This window comes from Paraburkholderia dipogonis (assembly GCF_046027395.1).
Lineage (GTDB): Bacteria > Pseudomonadota > Gammaproteobacteria > Burkholderiales > Burkholderiaceae > Paraburkholderia > Paraburkholderia dipogonis_A.
On record NZ_JAQQEG010000027.1, the window covers coordinates 1 to 24,967 of the forward strand.

Genomic DNA, 24,967 nt, shown 5'->3' on the forward strand with positions numbered 1-24,967 from the left:
GCGGCTTGTCGACAATCGGAAGCATCTCTTTCGGGCTAGCCTTCGTGGCAGGGAGGAACCGGGTGCCAAGACCTGCTACCGGAAAAACCGCCTTTGTAACTTTTAGCATGTGATTACCCTGAATCCTCTGAATTAGCGATCGATCCTTGGCCGCCTCTTGGGGCGGACACGGAGCGTGATCAGACCGGCAAGCGCGCCAGCTGGGCTTTCAGCTTGCCCACCGTCGCTTCGAACTCTGCCAGTCTTTTCTGCTCCTGCTCAACGACTGCCGGCGGTGCCTTTGCAACGAAACTTTCATTCTGCAATTTGCCGTTGCACTTGATGATTTCCGTGCTCAACCGTGCAATCTCCTTCGACAACCGCTCGCGCTCGACTGCCACATCGATCTCCACCTTCAGCACGAGCTTATCATTTCCTACGATAGCAATTGGCGCGCCATCTGCCTGCGCATCCAGGCTCGCCTCGTCGGCAATGATCTGCACTTCGGACAAACGGGCCAAGGCCTGTGCGTACGGAGCAAAAGTGCGCAGGCGCTCCGCGTTGCCGGTAGCGAGCAACGGCACCTTGACCGCCGGCGACAGATTCATTTCGCCGCGCAGATTCCGGCACGCATCGATCACTGCTTTCAGGTCGGCTGCCCACTGCTCCGCGTCTTCATCGATTTTTGACGGTTCGGCAACGGGGTAAGGCTGCACCATGATGGACGCTTCGCCCTCGGCTTTGCCCTCGGGATAACGTCCGGCCAACGGGGCCACTTTTTGCCACAGCGCCTCGGTGATGAACGGAATCACCGGATGCGCCAGGCGCAGCACCGTCTCGAGCACGCGCAGCAGCGTGCGGCGTGTTGCGCGCTGCTGGTTCGGCTGACCCGTCTGGATCTGAACTTTGGCGAGTTCGAGATACCAATCACAGTATTCGTCCCATACGAACTTGTATAGGGCGTTGGCCACATTGTCAAAACGATAGTCGGCGAAACCCTTGGCGATTTCCACTTCCACGCGTTGCAGACGCGAGACGATCCAGCGGTCGGCCGACGAGAAATTCAAGTGTCCGTCCGGCCCGCATTCGCCACATTGTTCCGGCTTGCCGAAGCCGCAATCGTGGCCTTCGCAGTTCATCAGCACGAAACGGGTGGCATTCCACAGCTTGTTGCAGAAGTTGCGATAGCCTTCGCAGCGCGCCAGATCGAAGTTGACGTTGCGCCCGAGCGTGGCCATCGACGCCATCGTGAAGCGCAGCGCGTCGGTGCCGAAGGCCGGGATGCCGTCGGGGAATTCCTTACGGGTTTTCTTTTCGATCGATGCGGCCTGTTTCGGGTTCATCAGGCCGGTGGTGCGCTTGGCGACCAGCGCGTCGAGGTCGATGCCGTCGACGATATCGATCGGATCGAGCGTATTGCCCTTGCTCTTCGACATCTTCTGGCCTTCGGCGTCGCGCACGAGACCGTGCACGTACACCGTGTCGAACGGCACCTGGCCGGTGAAGTGCGTGGTCATCATGACCATGCGCGCGACCCAGAAGAAGATGATGTCGAAGCCGGTAACCAGCACCGACGACGGCAGGAAATGCTTCAGTTCCTGCGTTTCGTTCGGCCAACCGAGCGACGAGAACGGCACCAGAGCAGACGAGAACCACGTGTCGAGCACGTCTTCGTCGCGCTTGAGCGCGCCCGCGTAGCCGGCCGCCGCGGCCTTGGCGCGCGCGTCTTCTTCGGTCTTCGCCACGAAGATTTCGCCGTTTTCGCCGTACCACGCCGGGATCTGATGACCCCACCAGAGCTGGCGCGAGATGCACCAGTCCTGAATGTTCTCGAGCCACTGGTAGTACGTAGTGGTCCAGTTTTCCGGCACGAACTTGATTTCGCCGCTGCGAACCACGTCCAGCGCCGTTTCGGCGATCGATTTGCCCGGATTGAAGGTGCCTTCCGGCGCCGGCTTGCTCATGGCGACGAACCATTGGTCTGTCAGCATCGGCTCGATCACGACGCCGGTACGGTCGCCGCGCGGCACCATCAGCTTGTGCGGCTTGACCGATTCGAGCACGCCCAGCGCTTCGAGGTCGGCCACCACCTGCTTGCGGGCTTCGAAGCGGTCGAGGCCGCGGTATTTTTCCGGCGCGTTCTCGTTGATCTTCGCGTCGAGCGTGAGGATTTCGATCATCGGCAGCTTGTGGCGCAGGCCGACCTGATAGTCGTTGAAATCGTGCGCGGGCGTGACTTTGACGACGCCGGTGCCGAATTCGCGATCGACGTAATCGTCGGCGATGATCGGCACTTCGCGGCCCGACAGCGGCAGCGTGATCGTCCTGCCGATCAGGTGCGCGTAGCGCTCGTCTTCCGGGTGGACCATCACGGCGGTGTCGCCGAGCATGGTTTCCGGTCGCGTGGTGGCGACCGTCAGATGGCCCGAGCCGTCCGTGAGCGGGTACTGGATGTGCCAGAGCGAGCCGTTTTCTTCTTCGCTGACCACTTCCAGGTCGGAGACGGCGGTCAGCAGCACCGGGTCCCAGTTCACGAGGCGCTTGCCGCGATAGATCAGGCCCTGTTCATACAGGCGTACGAAGACGTCGCGCACGGCGGCCGACATCTTGTCGTCCATCGTGAAGTATTCGCGCGACCAGTCGATCGAGGCGCCGAGGCGCCGCACCTGGTTCGTGATGGTCGAGCCAGATTCCTGTTTCCATTCCCACACGCGTTCGACGAACTTTTCGCGGCCGAGATCGTGGCGCGAGACGCCTTGCGCGTCCAGTTGCCGCTCGACGACGATCTGCGTGGCGATGCCCGCGTGGTCGGTGCCCGGCACCCACAGGGTGTTTTCACCGAGCATGCGGTGATAGCGGGTGAGGCCGTCCATGATCGTCTGGTTGAAGGCATGGCCCATGTGCAGGGTGCCCGTGACGTTCGGCGGCGGCAGCTGGATCGAGAAATCTTTCCGGTTTTCCTCGATGGAGGGCGTCGCGTAGGCGCGCTTTTCCCATTCGGGGCCCCAGTGGGCTTCGATGGTGTGGGGCTCGAAGCTTTTGGCAAGCGTGGAGGTGGTATCGCTCGGGGTCTCGCTCATTGTGTCGGTTCGGCTGGTGAATGCTAGGAATGGTCGATTATAAGCGGCGCCTGGCGGTGGGGGATTTTTGGGGGATGGGAGCCGGAGTTTTTTCAAGCGCCGTGGGGTCCCACACGCATTTCGGGACGACAGCTGGCACGAACTGCCGCGCCGCCAATTCGTGCTGGTGGCATTCGGCGCAGGTTCCCTCGCCAAATTGAGACGCGTCTGATCGTGTTGCGTTAGTCCATCTGCGATCGTTGTCGCATCCTCAATTGATGCGAGAGAGCCATGAAGACGTTTGCAATTCTGACGGTGGTGGTGGCGTGCCTGAGCGGCTGCGCCGCACCCACGTACACCTATGACCAGATCCATTCACGCGGCTGGACACGCGAGAGCATTGACCAGCGGTTTCCGGCCGGGACGCCCGAGGCAAAGGTATTGGACATACTCGGGGGTCCGTTCGCGGCGAAATCGGCCGGAGATCTTTCCCGATGGGATTACGTCGGCGGCGTATCGGGTCAACAGCATGTTGTGTTTATTTTCCGCAACGGCTTGCTTGCCGGGAAGCGGTTCGAGAATTTCTGACACGCTGCTATTGCAGCCGAAAAAGTTCATTACCGCCTGCGAGCCGGCGGCAAAAATCCTTAACAGTTGGAAAAATAGTCGAATATCCGAAAAATCTGTCACTTGCGAAGCATGCCACGTCGAGAACCCAAAATTACAAAATCACAGCCTCCCCGCTCTCCAACGACTGCCTCATCGCCAACCCGATCCGCGTCGCCTCGAGAGCATCGGCAAGCGTGGCCCCCGCACTTGCACCAGCATGCGCATCACCACCTCCGCGCACCGCCGCCACAAACGCCCGCGCCTCATACAAAAACGCCTCTTCAAACCGCTCAAAAAAATTCGCCGTACATTCGTTCCGAATCCCCGAGGCATCGTAAATCTCAACCCGATTCGCCCGCGGATTACGGCCAATAGCGAGCGCTCCGGCCGTGCCGATCACTTCGCTATGCGTGTCATTCCCATGCGCCTGCGTCCGCGACGCGTAAAACATGGCCAGCTTGCCGTCCTCGAACTCGCAGATCGCCACACCGTTATCGACATCGCCGAATTCACGCAGCCCTTCATGCATCGCGGCAACACCCGCGGCGAACACGCGTTTGGCGCGCGGCCGACCCAGCAGCCACCGCGCCACATCGATATCGTGCACGGTGCAATCGAGAAAAATCCCACCGGAGGTCGCCGCAAAGCGCACGAAAAACCCATCGCTATCGTTCTGATCCGCCGTCTGCGATCGCACAAGAAACGGTCGGCCGATCTTGCCCGCTTCGATCTTGCCGAACGCGTCCTTATAACTCGGATCGAAGCGCCGCATGAAGCCAATGGTGGCCTGCAAATGCGGATAGCGCGCGGCCTCGGCCAGCACCCTCTCACACTCCGCGAGATCCAGCGACAAAGGTTTCTCGCAAAACACATGCTTGCCGGCCTGCAATGCGTCGACGATCTGCTGCGCGTGCAATGAAGACGGCGTGACAAGCCAGACCGCATCCACCTCGCGATCAGCCAGCAGCTCCGCGTAATCCTCGTACAACCGCGGCGCGGGCAACGCTTCACGCGCCCACGCCCGCTCCTCCTCCACCGGACTGCAGGCCGCCACGAGCGACGCGCCCGGCACGCGATACGCCAGATTCTCCGCGTGCCGTTTGCCGAGACGCCCGAGGCCGACTACGCCCACACGAACCCGCGCCGCGGCGGCCGTCATCACGAGGCCTCGCCTAGTTTGACCGCGCGGCCCTCCCGCCACGACCGCGTCGCGGCGTCGGCGAGTTCGAGCGCTTTCAACCCGTCGTCGACGGTGGTGCGCACCGGCTTGCCATGTGTCACCGCATCGAAAAAATGCGCGATTTCATGCGCGTAAGCCGCGCGGTAACGTTCCAGGAAAAACGCCTCCGGCACGTCGCTCGACACTTCGGTTTTCGAATACGCCGTGACTTCCGTGGGCCGCACATTACCCGCCTGCAGCATGCCGGTGCTGCCCAGCACTTCAAAGCGCTGGTCGTAGCCATACGCGGCGCGGCGCGCTGTATTGATCTGGCACAGGCGGCCCCGCTTCGTGCGGATCGTCACCGCGGTCGAATCGATATCGCCTGCCTCCGCGATCGCGGGGTCGCTCAGACAACTGCCGGTAGCGTGCAGCGTGTCGGCCTCGTCGTCGAGAATCCAGCGAAAAATGTCGAAGTCGTGAATCAGCATGTCCTTGAAAATGCCGCCGGAATGCTTGATGTACTCCACTGGCGGCGCCCCCGGATCGCGGCTCGTCACCACCAGCATTTCCGGCGTGCCGATCTCACCGGCATCGAGCCGCGCTTTCAATGCCGAGAACGTCGGATCGAAGCGGCGCTGAAAACCGATCATGCACACCACGCCCGCACGCTCCACCGCATCCGCACAAGCCCGCGCACGCTCCAGCGTCAGATCGACCGGCTTCTCGCAGAACACGTGCTTCTTCTGCGCGGCGGATTGCATGATCAGCTCCGCATGCGTGTCCGTGCTCGAACAGATCACCGTCGCGCCGATCGAGGCATCGCCCATCGCGCCGTCGATATCCGCGACCTGCGCGCCGTGCTCCGCAGCGAGCGCCGCAGCGGCCTCGCGATTCACGTCGACCACATACTTGAGCCGCACGCCCGGCTGCCGCGCGAGATTCGCCGCATGAATCTTGCCGATGCGCCCCGCGCCGAAAACCGCCACGTCGATCGTCTTTGCCGCCTGATTTGCCCCATCAGTCATCGTATCCTCCAGTGTCTTTGGATTCTTCAACATTCAATTCGAGCTTGTACGCGAGCGCGATGAACAACGCCTGGCACAAACAGATCGTGCTGGTCAGCGAGCGGAACGCGAACGCGCTGCCCTCTTTCACATACAGTTGCGTGCTGGCATAACGCGCGAGCGGAGATAGTTGGCTATCCGTAATAACCAGCGTTTTGGCCTGGTGATGATGCGCGACCCGCAAGCAGTACTGCGTCTCTTTGCCGTAGGGCGCGAAGCTGATGGCGATCACCACGTCGCCCTTTTTCACACTACGAATCTGTTCGCGGTACATGCCGCCGAAACCGGACACCAGGTGCACGCGCTTGGGCGTGTGCTGTAGCGCGTAGACGATATAGCTCGCCACCGGAAACGAGCGCCGCACGCCGATCACGTAAATGTTGTCGGCCTGCTGCAGCATCTTCACCGCGGCGTCGAACTCCTTGTCGTCGAGCCCCGCTTCGAGTTCTTCCAGACCGCCGCGCGAAGCCGCGATGAATTCGCGCGCCACCGAGCCGCCGGACAGCGCGCCCGGCTTCTCGTCGATCAGCTTGCGAATGCGCTGCTGATAACTCGGCGACGAACTGCCCTGCCCTGTGTATGCCTGCCGAAAAACCGCCTGCAGATCAGAGAAGCCGGAAAAGCCGAAGCGCTGCGCAAAACGCACCACGGCGGACGGATGCACGCCGCAACTCGCGGCGATGTCGCTGGTGCGATCCACCATCACGCTGGAGCGGTGCTGCTCGATATAGGTCGCGACATTTTTCAACTGACGCGGCAACGCGTCGTAGTTTTCCGCGATGCGCTGCATCAATTCTTCGACGCTGGGCAATTCCTCGGTGCTCTCTTCCGCCATAGCTCTCTCTCGCGTGCTTTATTGCAGTGCCGCAGACGCTCCGAACGCCCGTCGCACGGCCTCCTGACGCTGCCGATTATAGGCAGGCGCCATGTCAAATGGAACGTATTTTCTATTTTTATTTGTAATGAAATTTTCATTGCAACGCCTTGGAAGATCGCCTAATCTTGGTCGTGAGCGATGGTGCTTTGGTGGAAACACCCGGGTTGGCCAGACGCTCCCTTCAAAAACGACATACCGAGAAAGGTGGAGACAATGAGACTTTGCAAGGGCAAGGCTACGCTCAGGATTCTGGTGACGGCATTGACGTTGGCGACGGGATTCGGCGCGGCCTCGGCCGCCCGCGCGGCAGACGCTCACTTCGTGCTGATCAGCCACGCGCCGGATTCGGATTCGTGGTGGAACACCATCAAGAACGCCATCAAACAGGCCGACGAGGACTTCAACGTCGAGACCGACTACCGCAACCCGCCGAACGGCGACATCGCCGACATGGCGCGTCTGGTCGAACAGGCCGCCGCGCGCAACTACGACGGCGTGATCGTCACCATCGCCGATTTCGACGTGCTGAAAAGCTCGATCAACAAGGTGACCGCGAAGAAGATTCCGCTCGTCACGATCAATTCCGGCACGGAGGAACAGAGCGCGCAGCTCGGCGCGATCATGCATGTGGGTCAACCCGAATATGTCGCGGGCAGAGCGGCCGGCGAGAAAGCCAAGGCCGCGGGCGTGAAGTCGTTCCTGTGCGTGAACCACATCGCCACCAATACGGTGTCATTCGACCGTTGCCGTGGTTTCGCCGAAGCGCTCGGCGTCGACTACAAGAGTTCGACGATCGACTCCGGCCAGGATCCGACCGAAATTCAGTCGAAGGTCAGCGCGTATCTGCGCAACCACCCGAACACCGGCGCGATCCTGACACTCGGACCGACCCCGGCTTCGGCCACGCTGAAAGCGGTCACGCAAATGGGTCTCGCGGGCAAGATCTACTTCTGCACGTTCGACTTCTCCGACGACATCGCCAAGGCAATCCAGAACGGCACGATCCAGTTCGCCATTGACCAGCAACCGTACCTGCAAGGCTATATCCCCGTGGCCGTGCTGGCGATCGTGAAGAAAGAGCACACCACCGATCCCGCGAAGATCCGCCAGATTCTCGAGGCGAATCCGAAGTTCAAGGAACGGCTGGCCACTTACGGCCTCGCGCCGTCCTATGGGCCGAAGAACATTCGCTCGGGCCCGGGTTTCATCACCAAGGAAAACCTCGACAAGGTTATCAAGTACGCAGGTCAGTACCGCTGATTCTTTACTCTAGCTAGTCACGCGCACGGCGGGCACCGCTTCGATTCCGGGCGGGCCGCCCGCCGCCACCGCGCATTTCACCGGCTGTCGTTCTCGCAACGCATCCTCGCGCGCGAGCCGGACACAGCCGGGCTCCAAGGAGACATCATGGGTGTAGCCGGCAAACACTTCCCACCGCACGTCAAGACGAATTCCGGCGAGGCAGCGCCCGCGCTGCCCGATTCGGATGAACGGCTGCGCAAGGAATCCCGATTCGGCCATGTGCTGAACCGCCCCGAATTCGCCGCGATTTCCGGCGCGGTGCTGGTGTTTCTCGTTTTCGCGCTGACGGCCGGCAACTCCGGCATGTTCAATCTCGACGGCGTGATGAACTGGTCGCAGGTATCGGCGTATCTCGGCATTCTCGCCGTGGGCGCGTGTCTGCTGATGATCGCCGGCGAGTTCGATCTGTCTATCGGCTCGATGATCGGTTTCGCCGGCATGATGGTCGCGATTCCCTCGGTCTATTTTCACTGGCCGATTTCTCTCGCGATTCTCTTTGCGTTCGCCGGCTCCATGCTGCTCGGCGCGCTGAACGGCTATCTGGTGATGCGTACGCGCCTGCCCTCGTTCATCGTCACGCTCGCGTTTCTGTTCATCTTGCGCGGCCTCACGCTCGCGCTCTCGATCATGTTCGCGGACCGCACGATCGTCTCCGGCGTCGGCGACCTCGCGCAGCAGGACTGGCTCGCGAATACGCTGTTTCACGGCGTCGCGCTGAACGGTCTCTTCACGATGCTCGCGCGTCACGGCATCGGCACCATGCTCGATAACGGGCACGCGCTCGTGCCGGGCATTCCCAAGGTGATTCTGTGGTGGCTCGGACTCGCCGCGATCTGCGCATTCGTGCTGGCGAAAACGCGGGCCGGCAACTGGATTCTCGCCGTCGGTGGCGATGCCAACGCGGCCAAGAACGTCGGCGTGCCGGTGCGTCGCGTGAAGATTTCGCTGTTCGTGCTGACCGCGTTCTGCTCGTGCCTGTTCGCGGTGCTGCAAGTGTGCGACATCGGCTCGGCCGCGGCCGACCGCGGCCTGCAAAAGGAATTCGAAGCGATCATCGCCGCGGTGATCGGCGGCACCTTGCTGACGGGTGGTTACGGTTCGGTGATCGGCGCGTGTTTCGGCGCGTTGATCTTCGGCGTCGTGCAGATCGGCATTACCTACACGAACGTCAGTTCCGACTGGTTCCGCGTGTTCCTCGGCGTGATGCTGCTGATCGCCGTGCTGTTCAATCACTATGTGCGCCGCCGCGTCGCGCAATCGTAACGAGGAGACGACCATGTCCGATACGAATACCGCAGGGAACGGCGTGAACGGCTCGAACACCAACGCGAGCGCCCCGCAAGAAGACGTCATCCTCGCTCTCGAGAACGTCAACAAATACTTCGGCAAGGTAATTGCGCTAAGTGGCGTGACCTTGCGTCTGAGACGCGGCGAAGTGCATTGCCTGCTCGGCGACAACGGCGCGGGCAAGTCGACGCTGATCAAGACCCTTGCCGGCGTGCATCAACCCTCTTCCGGTCAGTATCTGGTGGACCGCAAACCGGTGCTGTTCGAGTCGCCGAAAGACGCGCTCGATCTCGGCATCGCCACCGTGTATCAGGATCTTGCACTGGTGCCGCTGCTCTCCGTGGCGCGCAACTTCTTCATGGGACGCGAGCCGCAAAAGAAGCTGTTCGGCTTCCTGAGCGTGATGGACCTCGAAACCAGCGCCACCACCGCGCGCGACAAGCTCGCCGAAATGGGCATCAACGTGCGCGACGCGCATCAGCCGATCGGCACCATGTCCGGCGGCGAGAAGCAATGTCTGGCGATTGCGCGGGCGATTCACTTCGGCGCACGCGTGCTGATTCTCGACGAACCGACTGCCGCGCTCGGCGTCAAGCAGAGCTTCAACGTGCTGAAGCTGATTCACAAGGCGCGCGCCAAAGGCATCTCGGTGATCTTCATCACGCACAACGTGCACCACGCGTATCCGATCGGCGATTCGTTCACGGTGCTCAATCGCGGCAAATCGCTTGGCACCTTCACCAAGGAAACCATCAGCAAGGACGAGGTGCTCGACATGATGGCCGGCGGCGCCGAGATGCAGAAGATGATCGGCGAACTCGAAGGCGCGACGATCTGATTCATTCGCGCGGCGGCCGGGCGTCGATGCGCCGCCGCCGCGCCCAGCTATTCAGGAAACTTCATGAATCACTCCAGCACATCCAGCGGGACCACGTCCGCTTCGGCGCCCGCCGGCAGCCGATTCGCACCGGGCCGCAGCCGCGACATCGTCTGCCTCGGCCGCCTCGCCGTCGATCTGTACGCGCAGCAGGTCGGCGCGCGGCTCGAAGACGTGTCGAGCTTCGCGAAGTATCTCGGCGGGTCGTCGGCGAATATCGCGTTCGGCTGCGCGCGGCTCGGCCTCGCGTCGTCGATGCTGGCGCGCGTCGGCAACGATCACATGGGCCGCTTTCTCACCGAGACGCTCACTAAAGAGGGCTGCGACGTCAGCCACGTGCGCATCGATCAGGAACGCCTCACCGCCCTCGTGCTGCTAGGCCTGAAAGACCGCGATACTTTTCCGCTGATCTTCTATCGCGAGAACTGCGCGGATATGGCGGTCGATGAAGCGGATTTCGACGAGGCCTTCATTGCGTCGTCGAAAGCGCTGCTGATCACCGGCACGCACTTTTCCACTGAACAGGTAAACCGCACGAGCCGCCGCGCGCTGGATTACGCGCGCCGCAACCAGGTGCGCACCGTGCTCGATATCGACTATCGACCGGTGCTGTGGGGTCTCACTGGCAAAGCGGACGGCGAAACGCGCTTCGTCGCGAGCGAAGGCGTCACCGCGCATTTGCAGCGCATTCTGCCGCTGTTCGATCTGGTGATCGGCACGGAAGAGGAATTCCGCATTGCCGGCGGCAAGACCGAACTGGTCGACGCGCTCGCCATGGTGCGCACCGTCACGCCGGCCACGCTGGTGCTCAAGCGCGGACCGCTGGGCTGCCAGATCATCGACGGCCAGGTGCCCGCCTCGCTCGACGACGTGCCGATTCACGGCGGCGTGGAAGTCGAAGTGCTGAACGTGCTCGGCGCGGGCGATGCGTTCGCCTCGGGCTTTCTCTCAGGATGGCTGCGCGATCAACCGCTCGAAGCGTGCGCGCGCGCCGCGAACGCGAGCGGCGCGCTGGTCGTCTCGCGTCACGGCTGCGCGCCGGCCATGCCGACGCCCGCCGAACTCGACTACTTCCTGCGCGAAGCGAAAGCCGATCCGCAGCGCATGCGCCGCCCGGATCGCGACGCGACGCTCGCGCGTTTGCATCGTGTCTCGCCGGCCCGCAAACAATGGGACGAAGTACTCGGCTTTGCCTTCGACCATCGCAACCAGTTCTTCGAACTCGCACAGCAAACCGGTGCCGACGAAGCGCGCATCGCGCGTCTGAAGGGCTTGTTTGTCGAAGCCGTCGCGCAGACTGAAAGCGCGTTGGGTTTGCAGAACCGCATCGGCGTGCTGATCGACGACCGGTACGGCCAGGACGCGCTGAACGCGGCCACCGGGCGCGGCTGGTGGATTGGCCGGCCGGTTGAACTGCCGGGCTCCGTGCCGCTCGTGTTCGATCATGGCCGTTCGATCGGCACCACGCTGATCCCGTGGCCGCAGGAGCATATCGTCAAGTGCCTCGTGCAGTTCCATCCGGACGAACCCATCGAGCAACGCCTCGAACAGGAAGCGCAACTGCGCGCGCTCTACGACGCGACACAAGCGAGCGGCCATGAATTGCTGCTTGAAGTGATTCCGCCGAAACACGCGCATCTGCCGCAGGCGCCGGACACCGTGTATCGCGCGTTGAAGCGCCTGTACAACATCGGCATCTATCCCGAGTGGTGGAAACTCGAACCGATGGACGCCGCGCAATGGCGCAACGTCGACGCGCTGATCGCCGAGCGCGACCCTTATTGCCGGGGCGTGGTGCTGCTCGGTTTGTCGGCGGCCGTCGAGCAACTGGACGAAGGCTTCCGCGCGGCGGCGCAATCGGCGACGTGCCGCGGCTTCACGGTCGGGCGCACGATCTTCCACGAGCCAAGTCATGCATGGCTCGCCGGAGAAATCGGCGACGACGAGTTGATCGCCCGCGTGCGCCGCACCTTCGAAACACTGATCGCTTCGTGGCGTGCAACCCGTGGCGCGAGCGCCGCGCCAGCCGGCGCGCCGAACCATGTCCATCAGGAGCAAGCCGCATGAATCAGCGCGTATTGCATCACGACGCCGCGTCTGCCAACGACGCCAGCCACGCTCGCACGGGCACGGGCGGCACGGTGCGCCTGACGACCGCGCAGGCGCTGGTGCGCTATCTCGCCGCGCAACGCGTCGCGACCGAGGACGGCGAGAGCACCGAGCCGCTATTCGGCGGCGTGTTCGCGATCTTCGGCCACGGCAACGTCGCTGGGATGGGCGAGGCGCTCTATCAGCATCGCGAAGAGTTGCCCACCCTGCGCGCCCACAACGAACAGGCGATGGCGCACAGTGCTATCGCCTATGCAAAGGCGCATTTTCGCCGCCGCATGATGGCCGTCACGACGTCGATCGGACCGGGCGCCACCAACCTCGTGACCGCAGCGGCGCTCGCTCATGTGAACCGGTTGCCGGTGCTGCTGTTGCCCGGCGACATCTTCGTCTCGCGCGCGCCCGATCCCGTGTTGCAGCAGCTCGAAGACTTCCATGACGGCGGCGTCTCCGCCAACGACGCGCTCAAACCGGTGTCGCGTTACTTCGACCGCATCATGCATCCGGCGCAATTGCTCAATGCGCTGCCGCGCGCCGTGCGCGTGCTGACCGATGCCGCGTTGTGCGGTCCCGTCACGCTCGCGTTGCCGCAAGACGTGCAGGCGCAGGCCTGGGACTTCCCCGTCGACTTCTTCAAGCCGCGCGTCGTCACATTTCATTCGCCCGCGCCGCGCGTGGACGACATCGAGGCCGCTATCGCGCGTCTGCGCCATGCGAAGCGGCCGTTGATCGTCGCGGGCGGCGGCGTGCTCTACGGCCGCGCCACCGATGCGCTGCACCGTTTCTCGACCACGCACGGTATTCCGGTTGCGGAAACGCAGGCCGGCAAAGGCGCGCTTGCCTGGAACGATCCGTTGAACACGGGCGCGCTCGGCGTGACCGGCTCGCCCGCCGCGAACGCGCTCGCGCACGACGCCGACTGCGTGCTGGCCATCGGCACCCGCCTGCAGGACTTCACGACCGGCTCGAACACCTTGTTCACGCAAGCGGACGTGATCGCGATCAACGCCAATGCCTTCGACGGTCTCAAGCATCGCGCGCTGGTGGTCGAAGCCGACGCGCGTCTCGCGCTCGACGCGCTCGCCGAACCCCTGCAAGGCTGGCACGCGGACCGCACGTGGACTGCGCGCGCGCACAAACTCGCGGCGAGCTGGCGCGACACGGTGAGCACGCTCACGCATGCGCCACAACGCGACACCGTGCTGCCATACGAGGGCGATGTGATCGGCGCCGTGCAGCGTTCAAGCACCGGTTCGCCTGCGAACGACATCGTCGTCTGCGCGGCCGGCACGCTGCCCGCCGAATTGCACAAGCTGTGGCGCGCCGGCAAACCGGGCGCGTACCACGTCGAGTACGGCTATTCGTGCATGGGCTACGAGATTGCCGGCGGACTCGGCGTGAAGCTCGCGCGGCCCGCGCGTGAAGTAATCGTGATGGTCGGCGACGGCAGCTATCTGATGATGAACAGTGAGATCGCCACCTCGGTGATGATCGGCGCGAAGCTGATCGTCGTGGTGCTCGACAATCGCGGCTATGGCTGCATCAACCGCTTGCAGCAGGCGTGCGGCGGTGCGCCGTTCAACAACCTGCTTGAAAACTGCGTGCAAGGGCCGCTCGGCGCGCCGAAGATCGATTTCGCCGCGCATGCGCGTGCCCTCGGCGCGCAGGCCGAACATGTCGCGAATATCGCGGAACTCGAGACTGCTCTGGAACGCGCTCGCGCAGCAGATCGCACTTACGTCATCAGCATCGATACCGATGCCGCCCGCACCACCGACGACGGCGGCTGGTGGTGGGAAGTCGCGGTGCCGGAAGTGTCGTCGCGCCCCGCTGTGCGCGACGCGCGTGCAAAATACGAAACGCAACTCGCGGCACGCGCCGAACCGACTGGTTCCGCACAAAACATCGCCCCCACCGACAACGAATGAGGACGCCCGCATGACTGCTTTCGACGTACGTATCGGCATCAATCCGTTATCGTGGATGAACGACGATCTGCCTTCGCTCGGCGGCGAGACGCCGCTCGAGGTGGCGCTGACGGAAGGCCGCGAGATCGGCTATCAAGGCTTCGAACTCGGCAACAAGTTTCCGCGCGAACCCCAGGCATTGAAGACGCTGCTCGCGCAATACGATCTCGCGCTGGTCTCCGGCTGGTATTCCGGACGCCTCGCGCGACGCAGCGTGGAAGAGGAAATCGCTTCAGTCGGCCCGCATCTCGAGTTGCTCGCGCAAAACGGCGCGACGGCGATGGTGTACGGCGAGGTTGCCGATTCGATTCAGGGCGCGTCGCAGCCGCTGTATCAACGCCCGCGTTTTTTCAGCGACGCGCAATGGGCCGAGTATGCGGCACGCGTCGACGAATTCGCGCGTTATACGTTAAGCCGCGGCGTGCGGCTCGCCTATCATCATCATATGGGCGCTTATGTCGAGACACCCACCGACGTGGATCAACTGATGGCGCGCACCAGCGACGCCGTCGGCCTGCTGTTCGACGCGGGACACATCACGTTTGCCGGCGGCGATCCGCTCGCCGTGCTCGACAAACATATCGGGCGCGTTTGCCACGTGCATTGCAAGGACGTGCGCCCCGCCGTGATGAAGCTCGCGCGCAATCGCAACTGGAGTTTTCTCGACGCGGTCATCGCCGGCGCCTTCACGGTGCCGGGCGACGGCGCGGTAAATTTCCCCGCGATCATCGAGCGCTTGAAGCGGCACGGTTATTGCGGCTGGCTGGTGGTGGAAGCCGAACAGGATCCGGTCGTGGCGCCGTCGTTCGAGTATGCGCAGAAAGGCTACAAGACATTACGCGTGCTGGTCGATGCGCCGCTCGGCGCCGCCGGCGGCACTGAGCAGGAGGCAGCATGAGTTTATTGGTGAAGGCGCAGCGCGAAGGCCAGACAATCGCGCGAGTAACACCGGAGTCGGCGTGCTGGCGGTACGTCGGGTTTGCCGCTTACCGGCTGGGCGCGAGCGAAGTCGTGCACGTATTCGAACCGTCGCGCGAAGTGTGCATTGTCGTGCTCACGGGTGCAGTCGATATCGAAACCGCGGACACTCAATGGAGTTCGCTGGGCTCGCGCGACAGCGTGTTCGAAGACGCCGCGCCGTATGCGGTGTATCTGCCGCCGAACGTGCGGGCGACGGTTCGCGCTTGCCGCGACGCCGAAATCGGCGTGGCGAGCGCACCGGCCAAAGGCGAATTCCCGGCGAGGTTGATCGAACCCGGTTCGATGAAGCGCTCGACACGCGGCAAAGGGCTGAATACGCGATATGTATGCGATATTCTTCCGCAGACCGAGCCCGCGGAGTCTCTGTTGGTGGTGGAAGTCAGGACGCCTGGCGGACACGCTTCGAGCTACCCGCCGCACAAGCACGACACGGACAACGTCCCGCACGAGAGTTCGCTCGAGGAGACCTACTATCACCGGCTCGATCCGCCGCAAGGGTTCGCGTTTCAACGCGTATACACCGATATGCGCGACATCGACGAGTCGATGGCCGTCGAGAATCACGACGTCGTGATGGTGCCACGTGGCTATCATCCGGTGATCGTGCCGTACGGGTACGACTCGTATTATCTGAACGTGATGGCGGGTGGACAGCGGGTCTGGCATTTCCGCAATGATCCGGCGCACGAGTGGATCATCAATAAGGACGCTTGATGTTGCGACCCGCGCGGCGCTTTCGAAAACGCCGCGCAGGCTTCGCAAAAACTCAGGCTACTTTCTGACGGCCAGATCGACATCCAGGCCGCCGTCCTCGCCCATCTTTACCGTTCCCTTCGACACGTCCTTGCGATAACCGTACAAATCGAACTTCATCACGCCGGGGTTCGAAGTGTCCTTGATGAACGTGCGCGTATTGGTCACCAGCGAGTTGAACATCTTGACGTCCCCGGACTCGATCCAGACGAAGCTCTTGCCCGCGCCCGCAGGCGGCTTCGCTGCAGCGACGTTGCCGTCGCGCTTGAACTTCAGCACGAGACCCTCGTCAGTGACCGCCGCGCTCGCGAGACGCCCTTGCAAAACCGGCGGCGGAAACACCGTGTACTGATCGAACACCAGCTCATTGCCCTTGAGCGCCACGCCCTTGCGCGTGAACGGCGTGAGCGAAGCGAGCGGAATATCTAGCGCGCGTAACAGCCCGGCCTGCGGCACACCCAGCACTTTCACCGACGTCGGTTCATACACGAGATGCCGCTCATCTTTGGCGACGATCGTGCCGCTCATCGTGGTCGGCAGCCACAAGCCGGGAAAGTGATTCCACAACTTGATGCCGCCCGTGACTTCCAACTTGCCGTCCACCGGCTTCAATTGCAGGTCGTTGAGCGAGCGCGGCTCGTAGTCGAGCAGATAGTCGTTGAAGAGCGCCGCCATCGCGGACCAGGGCTCCACGACTTCGCCGCCGATGATGCGGATATCGTACTGCTCAGGATCGTCCAGATCGACCGGTTGCCCCGGTTTTTTCGGCACCATCTGCGCGTCCAGCGAGCGCACGTGAAAACCGATGCGCCCCGCCACGTAGAAGTCGACGTTCTCGACGTGAATCAACGGCGCGGGTCCGGACGAGCGACGCTCGTCGCTTAGCGCCGAACGCGGTGTCGCCATGCTTTGCCCGGAAAACGCCGCGCGCGTGCCGACCGGAATCGCGCGCGCCACCGAGGCGGTTCGCACTGTCTGCGGCACGTGTTGCCACACGAGACGCGCCTGCGCGAGCGAGGCCTGCTGCGCGTGAATGAAGCTGTCGTTAAAGCGCGCACTCGCGCTGCCTGTTTGTATCGGCGTGTCTTTGTCCGCGCCGGCTAGCGTCGTATATGACGGCAGATGAACGTCCAGCGCGCCCGCTTCATCGAAGGTGAAATAGCCGGCCGCCATCTGCTCGCGGTAGTGATACAGGTCCAGCACGAACGGCGCTTTGCCGTCGATCGGCGTGAGCGCCATGTCGATGTTCATCGGCATCGAACGCATGAATTTGACGTCGCCGCCCTGCACCAGCATGCCGCGCGCGGGCATCGTCGCGGGCCAGACGATGTTCGGCACAGTACGGTCGTCGAGTCTGAAGCGTACGCCAGCGGCGCTCGTCTCGATCTGCGTGATCGTCATCTTCAATGCAGGCGGCGGTGTCAGCCTGGCCACCTGCATCACAACGTCGTCGCCGTCCAGACGCGCGATCGGCGTGTCCACTTTCAGCAGGTCGGCCATCTTCACGTGCGCCGCCTGCATCAGCTTGTCGGCGCCGACGCCGGCCACTTCGACATGGTCCGCATGAAAGACGAGTTCGTCGGCGTTGCGCATCGACAGCGATCCAATGAGCACGATCGGCACCCACGTCTCGCGATGCATCTCGCCGGTAATGCGCAGGTTGCCACCGTCCTGCGGCACGACGCGCATATTGCGCAGCGGCGAGCCCTGATACTGGAACAGGTAACGGTTGAAGATTGCCGTGAGCTTCGCACTGTCGAGCGTGACCTCGCCGCGGTGGACGTTGATCGTCACGCTGGTCGGGTCGTCGAACACGATCGGCTGGCCGCGACGCGCCGGACTCAATGTCGCCGCCATGTCGTGAATCATGAAGCCGATCTCGCCAGTCACGCGGAAGTCGACGTCGCGCGCGAACATCAGCGAACCGTCGATGCCGGAATCTCGCAGCGTCAGCGGACGGACGCGCTTTTCGGCCATGCCGCTCGCCGACGGCACGCGCGCGGCGACGCTTTGCTCCGCGGCGAGTTGTTTGGCCTTGGCGAGTTCGAGTGTGGGACGCGTCGACGAAGCGGGTTGCGCGGCGAGCGCGGCGTCCGACGATGTGGCGGCGTTCGCGCGACTGTCGGTGGCGCTGGCCTTGTTGCCCTCCGCGGTGGCTGTCGTGTTCGCGGGGTTTGACGGCGTGGACGATGCATCGCCGGTTGTCGAACTCGCGTCGGCGCAGGCGCACATCAGCAGTGCGGCCGTCAACAGCGCAGCGCCCGCGCAGATCGGCGAATGCCAGGCGTGCTTCAGCTTCCGATCTTGCAGCGAGTGCGTTTTCGCTTTGTTTGCCGACGCCTCACACAATGCGCGCCTCTGTCTCATGATGTCTCCTCCTGAAGCCGCGGCGCGTCTTTCGCGCGCCCGGCACGACATGGTTCGTCGCGCATACGATGGCTTTAAACAGCAAGCCGTCGTCACGCGCCTTTTACCCGATTGTCTTTATTTGTCAGCGCGCTGCCGACAAGATTTCTGGAGGACGCTCACCAAACGATCAAGCGTTTGAATCGCTGCCGCGAGTGAGTGGAAAGCCGCGTGCACGGGGCGTGAGCGGCGTGTCGACAAATGGGATTCAAACGCCATGATTGGGGCGATTTGGGCGCAGTGCACGGAACACGCGATTCGTCCCACGCGTGAGAGATTCACCAAACAGCAAATCGATCACCAAGCCGCCATGTCGCACCGCAATAGAACGCCGTGGTTCGCTCAACCAACGCCGAGCCATTCCCGCATCACGTCGGTCCGCTGCAAGAACGACGCGAGCGCACCATCGAACACGATTTCGCCGTGCCCCATCACGGCAACGCGGCTGGCGATGTCCTGCGCAATCACGAGACGCTGCTCGATCAGCAGCATGGCCACGCCGCGATCGCGCAGCGTCCGCAAGCATCGGGCGACCTGCTCCATCACCAGACTCGCGAGCCCCTCGCCGGGTTCGTCGATGACGAGCAGATCGGGGTCGCCGAGCAGCGCGCGGGCGAGCGTCAGCATCTGCTGCTCGCCGCCCGACAGCGCGCCCGCACGCATGCGCTTTCGTTCGCGCAGCACGGGAAAAAGCGCGTAGGCGTCGTCGATGGTGAAGCGCGGCGCGCGGCCGCGGTCCTGAGGCGCGACACCGAGTTGCAGATTCTCGTGCACGCTCAGCGTAGGAAAAACGTCACGATGTTCAGGCACGTAGCCGAGCCCGAGACGCGCGATCTCAAAGGTCCGCAGACCGCCGAGCGCGCGGCCCGCGAAACGCAACTCGCCTTCGCTGCGCACGAGGCCCATGATCGCGCGCGCGAGCGTCGAGCGGCCCGAACCGTTACGGCCGACCAGCGCCAGCACTTCGCCGGGCTCGATGCTCAGCGTGACGCCGTGCAACGCCTGGCTCGCGCCGTACCACGCGTTCAGCGCGCGAATCTCGAGCAAGGCGCTCATGAGCCGAACCCTTCGCCGAGGTACGCAGCACGCACCGCCGCGTTTGCGCGGATCGCCGCCGGCGTGCCGCTCGCGATGATGCGACCTTGCACGAGCACCGAAATGCGATCGGCGATCGCGAAGACCGCGTCCATGTCGTGCTCGACCATCAGCAGCGTGCGGCCCGCCGTGGTCTCGCGAATCAGTTCGATGGCGCGCGCCGCTTCCGCGCGATTCATGCCGGCCGTCGGCTCGTCGAGCAGCAAGGTATGCGCGCCACCCGCGAGCGCGATGCCGAGATCGAGCGCGCGCTGCTCGGCATAGCTGAGCGTACCGGCCTCAACGTGACGGCGCTCGCTCAAGCCGACTGCTTCGAGCACTTGTGAGGCGCGCGCGTCGACCGTGCGCGAGCCGCTGAAACGCTGCCACCAGCGCGTGCGGTCACGCTCCGCCAGCATTGCCGCGCAGCGCAGGTTGTCGAACACGCTGAGGCGCATGAACACGCTGGTGCTCTGGAAGCTGCGCGCCAGCCCACGACGCGTGATCGCGGCCGGCGCGAGGCGCGTGATCTCGGCACCGAACAGGTCGATGCGCCCCGCGTTCGGCCGCGCGCCACCGGCGATCAGATTGAAGAGCGTCGACTTGCCCGCGCCGTTCGGACCGATCAGCGCGTGACGCTCGCCCGGTTGAATCGCAAGATCGACGCCGCGCAGAATCTGCGTGGAGCCGAAGCGTTTTTCGATGCCGTAGAGCGCGAGCGCGGGGATCATTGCGAGGCTCCGGCGGTGTGCGTCGTGTTCGAGCGCATGGCTGTGAGAAGCGCTTGCGCGCGAATTGCGAAATGCGCGGACAGTCCTCCCAGCGCGGCCAACACAAAGACTGTGGCGCCTAAGTAAAGCGGAGACGCATTGATCCACGACGGCATACCGGGGACGTTGAAAACCTCGCCATCCTCCGCGCCGAATTGCGCCGCGTAGGCCCATTGCACGGCGAGCACGGTGGCCACGGTCCAGAGCAATGCGGCAGCCGTGCCCCACAAATATACCGCGCGGCATCGGCGCCAGCCGTGCGCGGCCACACGCGCCACAAAACGCTGCATGAAGCCCGCCAATCCATCCGGTGAAATCACCACGACCACGATGAAGAACAGCCCCAGATAAAACAGCCACGCCCGCGTCACGCTAGCCACCACAACGCTGAAAAACGTCAGCACGACCGCACCCGCGACCGGCCCGAAAAACGCCGTCGTCCCGCCGATCACCGTGGCGATCAGCACCGCGCCCGAGCGCATCATGCCGACGCTTTCGGTTGATACCAGTTCCACATTGATCAGCGCCAACGTCCCCGCGATACCCGCGAAAAACGCCGACATCACCACTACGCCATAGCGAATGCGACGCGGGTAACAACCGATCGCTGCGGCCCGCACCGGGTTGTCGCGCACGGCGTTGGCAAGGCGCATGAAAGGCGTACGCGAAAGCGCGAACATCGCCGCGCACGCGAGCAGGCACCACCCGGCGATCAGCGCATAAGCCTCGCGCGCCGGGCCGAAGGTCCAGCTTGCCAGCAACGGTCCGCTCGCGCGATCGATCGCCACGCCCGCCTCGCCGCCGAACCAGTCAGGCAGCGTCCACGCGGCGGCCGCCACGAGTTCGCCGAGACCGAGCGTGATCATCGCGAAGGCCGTGCCGGCGCGCCGCGTCGAGATGAAACCGAACAGCACGCCGCACAGCGCGCCGCCGATCCCGCCGACCAGCGGCAGCATCACGAGCGGCACGCCGATCCGGTTGAACACCTGCGCGGCCACCAGCGCGCCGAGGCCGGAGTAAGCGGCATGACCGAACGACAGCAGCCCCGTCTCGCCGAGGAGCAGGTTGTATGAAAGCGCGAACACGATCATCGTCGCGGTCTGCGCGAGATAGGCGAGCAACCAGCTTTGCGGCCAGATGAACGGCGGCACGGTGAGCAACAGGATGAGCGCAAGCCACGGCGCAAGCATGCGCCACAGCGCGCGCGGCGCGGTCACGGACCGCGCTGACGATTCGGTGGCCTCACGCATGATCGTCGCGCCGCCCGAAAAGCCCGCGCGGGCGCAGCGCCAGCATCGCCACCAGCAGCAGATAGGGAATCAGCGGCGCGAGTTGCGCGAGCGTCAGCGCGTCCCATTCGGCGGGGAGCGTGGCGTCGAAGATCGACAGCACGTCGCCCAGCGACACGTTGCTCGCCACCGCCAGCGTCTGCACGCAACCGACCAGCAGCGACGCCGCCAGCGCTCCAGTCAGCGAACCCAGCCCGCCGATCACGACCACCACGAACACGATCGAGCCGAGCGACTCCGCCATCCCCGGTTCGATCACGAAGAGCGGCGCGCCGATCACGCCGGCCAGCGCGGCGAGCGCCGTGCCGGCCGCGAACACACCGGTGAACACGCGCGGCACGTTGTGGCCGAGCGCTTCGACGGCGCTCGCATGCGTAAGCGCGGCGCGCACGATCAAACCCGCCTTCGACACGCGCAACACCGCGAACAACACGGCCAGCATGGCGAGCGACACCGCCATCATGAACGCGCGGTAGCGCGCGAAGGCCGCGCCATAGACGGTGAAGAGCGGCCCGTCGAGCACGGCGGGCACAGTCGCGGACAGCGGGCTCAAGCCCCAACCGAGCTTGACCAGTTCGCCGAGCAGATACGCGGCGCCGAACGTCAGCAGCAACTCGGCAAGATGGCCGTGCCCACGCACGCGCCTCAACAGCCACCGCTCCAGGGCCGCACCGATCAGTCCGACGACAAGTGGCGCCACGACCAGCGCGCTCCAGAATCCCGCGCGCGCCGCCACCGAAAACCCGATGTAAGCACCGAGCATGTAGAAGCTCGCGTGCGCGAAATTCAGCACGCCGAGCATGCTGAAAATCAGCGTCAGGCCCGCCGACAGCATGAACAGCAGCAGGCCGTAACTGACGCCGTTCAGCAGGTTGATGACGAACGACTGCACGCGCCTAGTCCGGCTGTTCCGCGACGCTCAGCGGGTCGAGCGCCGCGCGCAATTCGGCGGGCAAATTCACCGGGCGCCTTGTGACACGATTCACATACACATGCACGAAGTGTCCTTGCGCGGCGGGTTGATCGTCGCCTTCCTTGAAGAGACCGACCTGATAGCGCACGCTCGACGTGCCGAGCCGTATGACGCGCAGGCCCGCGTCGATCCGGTCGGGAAACACCAGCGGCGCGAAGTAGTTGCAATGCGTCTCGACCACGAGGCCGATCGTCTCGCCCTGCTCGAAATCGAGCACGCCGGTGCGGATCAGATACTCGTTCACCACGGTGTCGAAGTAGCTGTAGTAGACGACGTTGTTCACGTGACCGTAGACGTCGTTATCCATCCAGCGGGTGGGGATCGTCAGGAAATGCCGGTAGGCGCTGCGTGGGGCGGATGCGGGTTTGTTCATGCTGGCGTGGTTGTCTCGGGCGTTATCGTGAACGTTGTGCGGCCGTTGGTTTCGTCGAAGCGACTCGGTCAGCATGCGGCGCGAGCGCCTTCGCTAGCGGCGCATGGTCAGACAGGAAATATAAGCTATGCGGTGCTCCTCACTGAGCGGGAGTCCATCGCACGGCTCAGCGACATGTTTGTCGGCCGGCTCACTGCCCCGGTCTTTCGACAAACTCGAACGGCAGGCCACGCCGCCGCATCCATTCGCCGAGCGCCTGGCCGGTGCCCGCGCGCCATGGCCGCAACTTGGCCGGCTCGACCAGCCGGTACTCCAGCAATTCCGGCGACAACGCAATCGTGCCGTACGCCTTCACGTGATACGCGATGATCAGTTCGTTCTTGCGGATGAATTCGTACACGCCGACCAACTCGACCGTCTCCGCGTGCAACGAGGTTTCCTCGAGCACTTCACGGGCAATGCCCTCTTCCGGCGTCTCGCCGTTTTCGAGGAAGCCCGTGATCAGAGCGAACATGCCCTCCGCCCAAGCGGCATTGCGCGCCAGCAGAATCTTGCCTTCGTACTCGACGATCGCCGCCACCACCGGCAGCGGGTTGTTCCAGTGGACGTAACCGCACGTCGGATCCGCGCAGGTCTGGCGGATGCGGCCGCCTTCATGTTCGGCGTCGGCGCGCTCGGTCAAAAGCGTGGCGCAGCGTGGGCAAAATCGGTATTCGGTCATGGCGAAGGGGACGTCCCGTTTGTCTTGTGTGATGGCTTGCAGCTTGTGGGTGTGACGCTCGGTTTGCGGTTGCCGTTCTGCTCGGGGCACGCAATGGTGCTCGGACTCGCGCTCTGGCCGGTGTGTGAGATCGTGCTCAGGTTCATGCTCCGGCCGGTGTGCGGGTTGGCGCTCGGGTTAGCGCGCGATCTCGACGCGATCACGGCCCGGCGCTTCAGCGCCCTGGGTCGAACACGGCCTCACGCCGCGCACAACTCGCGCACCTCGGCGGCGAACCGCTCAACCGTTTCCGGCTGCGTGTCCCACGCGCACATCAGCCGGCATCCGCCCGCGCCGATGAATTCGTAAAACTTCCAGCCGCGCGCGCGCATGGCTTTGGCGGCTGGCGCGGGCAATTGCGCAAAGACCGCGTTCGATTCCCCGGGAAACATGATGCTCACGCCCGGAATTTCCTGCAACCGCGTTTGCAGCAGCTGCGCCATCGCGTTCGCGTGACGCGCGTTGCGCAACCACACGTCGTTATCGAGCAAACCGAGCCACGGCGCGGAAATGAAGCGCATCTTCGAGGCCAGTTGGCCGGCCTGCTTCAGGCGGTAGGCGAAATCGTCGGCGAGCGCGCGATCGAAGAACACAACCGCTTCACCGACCGGCAAGCCGTTCTTGGTGCCGCCGAAGCACAGCACGTCGACACCCGCGCGCCACGTGATCTCCGACGGATGCACGTCCAGCGCGGCGACCGCATTGGCGAAACGCGCGCCGTCCATATGGACTTTCAGATGACGTCGTTTGGCGATCGCCGCGATCGCCCGCACTTCCTCGACGCTGTAGACCGTGCCGACTTCGGTCGATTGGGTCAGCGTGACGACTTTCGGCTTCGGATAGTGGATATCGGCGCGGCGCGTGACCACCGCCTCGATTGCATCCGGCGTGAGCTTGCCGCCGATGCCCGGCGCCGTCAGCAGCTTCGAGCCGTTCGAGAAGAATTCCGGTCCGCCGCATTCATCGGTTTCGATGTGCGCGAGTTCGTGGCAGATCACCGAGTGATACGACTGGCACAGCGACGCGAGCGCCAGCGAATTGGCCGCCGTGCCGTTGAACACGAAGAACACTTCACAGTCGGTCTGGAACAGTTCGCGTAGACGGTCGCACACCTGGTTGGTCCAGGAATCGTCGCCGTAGGCCGGCTCGTGGCCGCTGTTGTTGGCGGCGATCAGCGCGTCGAGCGCCTCGGGACAGATGCCGGCGTAGTTGTCGGACGCGAAATGTTGCATGGCTGGCGGCGCGTCCGGGGATGGGCGCGCTGGGATGACGGGAAAGCGCTCATTTTAGTGCGGT

General features: G+C 63.7%; 20 protein-coding genes and 1 pseudogene. 8 read left to right on the forward strand and 13 right to left on the reverse strand.

Annotated elements, in window-relative coordinates; all coding sequences use genetic code 11:
- Positions 1–109, reverse strand: a pseudogene (locus PQR32_RS26005) (UTP--glucose-1-phosphate uridylyltransferase); the annotation flags it as partial.
- 70 nt (positions 110–179) lie between these two features.
- Positions 180–3,059 carry a valine--tRNA ligase gene (locus PQR32_RS26010; protein ID WP_408233560.1) on the reverse strand — a complete coding sequence of 960 codons (2,880 nt, stop codon included), beginning with the start codon at positions 3,057–3,059 and terminating at the stop codon, positions 180–182.
- A 270-nt stretch (positions 3,060–3,329) separates the two neighbouring features.
- On the opposite strand from PQR32_RS26010, the gene PQR32_RS26015 reads away from it, so the two are divergent.
- The gene (locus PQR32_RS26015; protein WP_408233563.1) at positions 3,330–3,626 is read left to right on the forward strand and encodes a hypothetical protein; all 297 of its coding nucleotides are present in this window, start codon (positions 3,330–3,332) and stop codon (positions 3,624–3,626) included.
- Between the two features lie 133 nt (positions 3,627–3,759).
- On the opposite strand, the gene PQR32_RS26020 is transcribed toward PQR32_RS26015, so the two are convergent.
- Genes PQR32_RS26020 through PQR32_RS26030 form a run of 3 tightly spaced genes read right to left on the reverse strand, consistent with a single transcriptional unit; the run spans position 3,760 to position 6,708 of the window.
- A complete protein-coding gene (locus tag PQR32_RS26020) occupies positions 3,760–4,806 on the reverse strand; it encodes a Gfo/Idh/MocA family oxidoreductase (protein ID WP_408233817.1) in 1,047 nt (348 codons plus the stop codon).
- A complete protein-coding gene (iolG, locus tag PQR32_RS26025) occupies positions 4,806–5,834 on the reverse strand; it encodes an inositol 2-dehydrogenase (protein WP_408233566.1) in 1,029 nt (342 codons plus the stop codon). The genes PQR32_RS26020 and iolG overlap by 1 nt, the downstream gene beginning before the upstream one ends.
- Positions 5,827–6,708, reverse strand: a complete 882-nt coding sequence (locus tag PQR32_RS26030) for a MurR/RpiR family transcriptional regulator (RefSeq protein ID WP_106283662.1) — start codon at positions 6,706–6,708, stop codon at positions 5,827–5,829. Before PQR32_RS26030 ends, iolG begins: the two co-directional genes overlap by 8 nt.
- A 255-nt stretch (positions 6,709–6,963) precedes the next feature.
- Here PQR32_RS26030 and PQR32_RS26035 point away from each other — a divergent pair, with 255 nt between their 5' ends.
- The 7 genes from PQR32_RS26035 (at position 6,964) to iolB (ending at position 15,987) form a co-directional block, all read left to right on the forward strand.
- Positions 6,964–8,010, forward strand: a complete 1,047-nt coding sequence (locus PQR32_RS26035; RefSeq protein ID WP_408233569.1) for a sugar ABC transporter substrate-binding protein — start codon at positions 6,964–6,966, stop codon at positions 8,008–8,010.
- Positions 8,011–8,157: 147 nt separating this feature from the next.
- Positions 8,158–9,315 carry an ABC transporter permease gene (locus PQR32_RS26040; protein ID WP_408233572.1) on the forward strand — a complete coding sequence of 386 codons (1,158 nt, stop codon included), beginning with the start codon at positions 8,158–8,160 and terminating at the stop codon, positions 9,313–9,315.
- Between the two features lie 13 nt (positions 9,316–9,328).
- Positions 9,329–10,177 (forward strand): ATP-binding cassette domain-containing protein, encoded by an 849-nt coding sequence (locus tag PQR32_RS26045; protein WP_408233575.1) that lies wholly within the window; start codon positions 9,329–9,331, stop codon positions 10,175–10,177.
- 63 nt (positions 10,178–10,240) lie between these two features.
- Positions 10,241–12,283, forward strand: a complete 2,043-nt coding sequence (locus tag PQR32_RS26050) for a bifunctional 5-dehydro-2-deoxygluconokinase/5-dehydro-2-deoxyphosphogluconate aldolase (RefSeq protein ID WP_408233578.1) — start codon at positions 10,241–10,243, stop codon at positions 12,281–12,283.
- On the forward strand, positions 12,280–14,253 hold the full coding sequence (gene iolD / locus PQR32_RS26055) for a 3D-(3,5/4)-trihydroxycyclohexane-1,2-dione acylhydrolase (decyclizing) (protein WP_408233581.1): 1,974 nt from the start codon (positions 12,280–12,282) through the stop codon (positions 14,251–14,253). The genes PQR32_RS26050 and iolD overlap by 4 nt, the downstream gene beginning before the upstream one ends.
- A gap of 10 nt (positions 14,254–14,263) precedes the next feature.
- Positions 14,264–15,190 (forward strand): myo-inosose-2 dehydratase, encoded by a 927-nt coding sequence (gene iolE / locus PQR32_RS26060; protein WP_408233584.1) that lies wholly within the window; start codon positions 14,264–14,266, stop codon positions 15,188–15,190.
- The gene (iolB, locus tag PQR32_RS26065) at positions 15,187–15,987 is read left to right on the forward strand and encodes a 5-deoxy-glucuronate isomerase (protein WP_408233587.1); all 801 of its coding nucleotides are present in this window, start codon (positions 15,187–15,189) and stop codon (positions 15,985–15,987) included. Before iolE ends, iolB begins: the two co-directional genes overlap by 4 nt.
- A gap of 57 nt (positions 15,988–16,044) precedes the next feature.
- Here the strand turns inward: iolB and PQR32_RS26070 are convergent, their stop codons facing one another.
- From PQR32_RS26070 to PQR32_RS26105, 8 genes are all read right to left on the reverse strand, one after another.
- Complete coding sequence (locus PQR32_RS26070) at positions 16,045–18,393, reverse strand: hypothetical protein (protein WP_408233590.1); 2,349 nt, start codon at positions 18,391–18,393, stop codon at positions 16,045–16,047.
- Between the two features lie 381 nt (positions 18,394–18,774).
- Positions 18,775–19,488, reverse strand: coding sequence for an ABC transporter ATP-binding protein (locus tag PQR32_RS26075; protein WP_408233592.1), 714 nt, complete (start codon positions 19,486–19,488; stop codon positions 18,775–18,777).
- Positions 19,485–20,237, reverse strand: a complete 753-nt coding sequence (locus tag PQR32_RS26080; protein WP_408233595.1) for an ABC transporter ATP-binding protein — start codon at positions 20,235–20,237, stop codon at positions 19,485–19,487. Before PQR32_RS26080 ends, PQR32_RS26075 begins: the two co-directional genes overlap by 4 nt.
- Positions 20,234–21,526: a branched-chain amino acid ABC transporter permease gene (locus tag PQR32_RS26085; protein ID WP_408233598.1), complete on the reverse strand. Its 1,293-nt coding sequence runs from the start codon at positions 21,524–21,526 to the stop codon at positions 20,234–20,236. Before PQR32_RS26085 ends, PQR32_RS26080 begins: the two co-directional genes overlap by 4 nt.
- Entirely contained in the window at positions 21,519–22,457 is a 939-nt protein-coding gene (locus PQR32_RS26090) for a branched-chain amino acid ABC transporter permease (protein ID WP_408233601.1), read from the reverse strand. The genes PQR32_RS26085 and PQR32_RS26090 overlap by 8 nt, the downstream gene beginning before the upstream one ends.
- 4 nt (positions 22,458–22,461) lie before the next feature.
- A complete protein-coding gene (locus PQR32_RS26095; RefSeq protein WP_408233604.1) occupies positions 22,462–22,911 on the reverse strand; it encodes an acyl-CoA thioesterase in 450 nt (149 codons plus the stop codon).
- 190 nt (positions 22,912–23,101) lie between these two features.
- Positions 23,102–23,632: an NUDIX domain-containing protein gene (locus tag PQR32_RS26100; protein ID WP_408233820.1), complete on the reverse strand. Its 531-nt coding sequence runs from the start codon at positions 23,630–23,632 to the stop codon at positions 23,102–23,104.
- 239 nt (positions 23,633–23,871) lie between these two features.
- A complete protein-coding gene (locus tag PQR32_RS26105) occupies positions 23,872–24,903 on the reverse strand; it encodes a threonine aldolase family protein (protein WP_408233607.1) in 1,032 nt (343 codons plus the stop codon).
- Positions 24,904–24,967: the final 64 nt, after the last annotated feature.

Bases quoted from the DNA above. Each gene is read 5' to 3' on its own strand.
- PQR32_RS26010 (WP_408233560.1), bottom strand. From the start codon at position 3,059: ATGAGCGAGACCCCGAGCGATACCACCTCCACGCTTGCCAAAAGCTTC.
- PQR32_RS26015 (WP_408233563.1), top strand. From the start codon at position 3,330: ATGAAGACGTTTGCAATTCTGACGGTGGTGGTGGCGTGCCTGAGCGGC.
- PQR32_RS26020 (WP_408233817.1), bottom strand. From the start codon at position 4,806: ATGACGGCCGCCGCGGCGCGGGTTCGTGTGGGCGTAGTCGGCCTCGGG.
- iolG (WP_408233566.1), bottom strand. From the start codon at position 5,834: ATGACTGATGGGGCAAATCAGGCGGCAAAGACGATCGACGTGGCGGTT.
- PQR32_RS26030 (WP_106283662.1), bottom strand. From the start codon at position 6,708: ATGGCGGAAGAGAGCACCGAGGAATTGCCCAGCGTCGAAGAATTGATG.
- PQR32_RS26035 (WP_408233569.1), top strand. From the start codon at position 6,964: ATGAGACTTTGCAAGGGCAAGGCTACGCTCAGGATTCTGGTGACGGCA.
- PQR32_RS26040 (WP_408233572.1), top strand. From the start codon at position 8,158: ATGGGTGTAGCCGGCAAACACTTCCCACCGCACGTCAAGACGAATTCC.
- PQR32_RS26045 (WP_408233575.1), top strand. From the start codon at position 9,329: ATGTCCGATACGAATACCGCAGGGAACGGCGTGAACGGCTCGAACACC.
- PQR32_RS26050 (WP_408233578.1), top strand. From the start codon at position 10,241: ATGAATCACTCCAGCACATCCAGCGGGACCACGTCCGCTTCGGCGCCC.
- iolD (WP_408233581.1), top strand. From the start codon at position 12,280: ATGAATCAGCGCGTATTGCATCACGACGCCGCGTCTGCCAACGACGCC.
- iolE (WP_408233584.1), top strand. From the start codon at position 14,264: ATGACTGCTTTCGACGTACGTATCGGCATCAATCCGTTATCGTGGATG.
- iolB (WP_408233587.1), top strand. From the start codon at position 15,187: ATGAGTTTATTGGTGAAGGCGCAGCGCGAAGGCCAGACAATCGCGCGA.
- PQR32_RS26070 (WP_408233590.1), bottom strand. From the start codon at position 18,393: ATGAGACAGAGGCGCGCATTGTGTGAGGCGTCGGCAAACAAAGCGAAA.
- PQR32_RS26075 (WP_408233592.1), bottom strand. From the start codon at position 19,488: ATGAGCGCCTTGCTCGAGATTCGCGCGCTGAACGCGTGGTACGGCGCG.
- PQR32_RS26080 (WP_408233595.1), bottom strand. From the start codon at position 20,237: ATGATCCCCGCGCTCGCGCTCTACGGCATCGAAAAACGCTTCGGCTCC.
- PQR32_RS26085 (WP_408233598.1), bottom strand. From the start codon at position 21,526: ATGCGTGAGGCCACCGAATCGTCAGCGCGGTCCGTGACCGCGCCGCGC.
- PQR32_RS26095 (WP_408233604.1), bottom strand. From the start codon at position 22,911: ATGAACAAACCCGCATCCGCCCCACGCAGCGCCTACCGGCATTTCCTG.
- PQR32_RS26100 (WP_408233820.1), bottom strand. From the start codon at position 23,632: ATGACCGAATACCGATTTTGCCCACGCTGCGCCACGCTTTTGACCGAG.
- PQR32_RS26105 (WP_408233607.1), bottom strand. From the start codon at position 24,903: ATGCAACATTTCGCGTCCGACAACTACGCCGGCATCTGTCCCGAGGCG.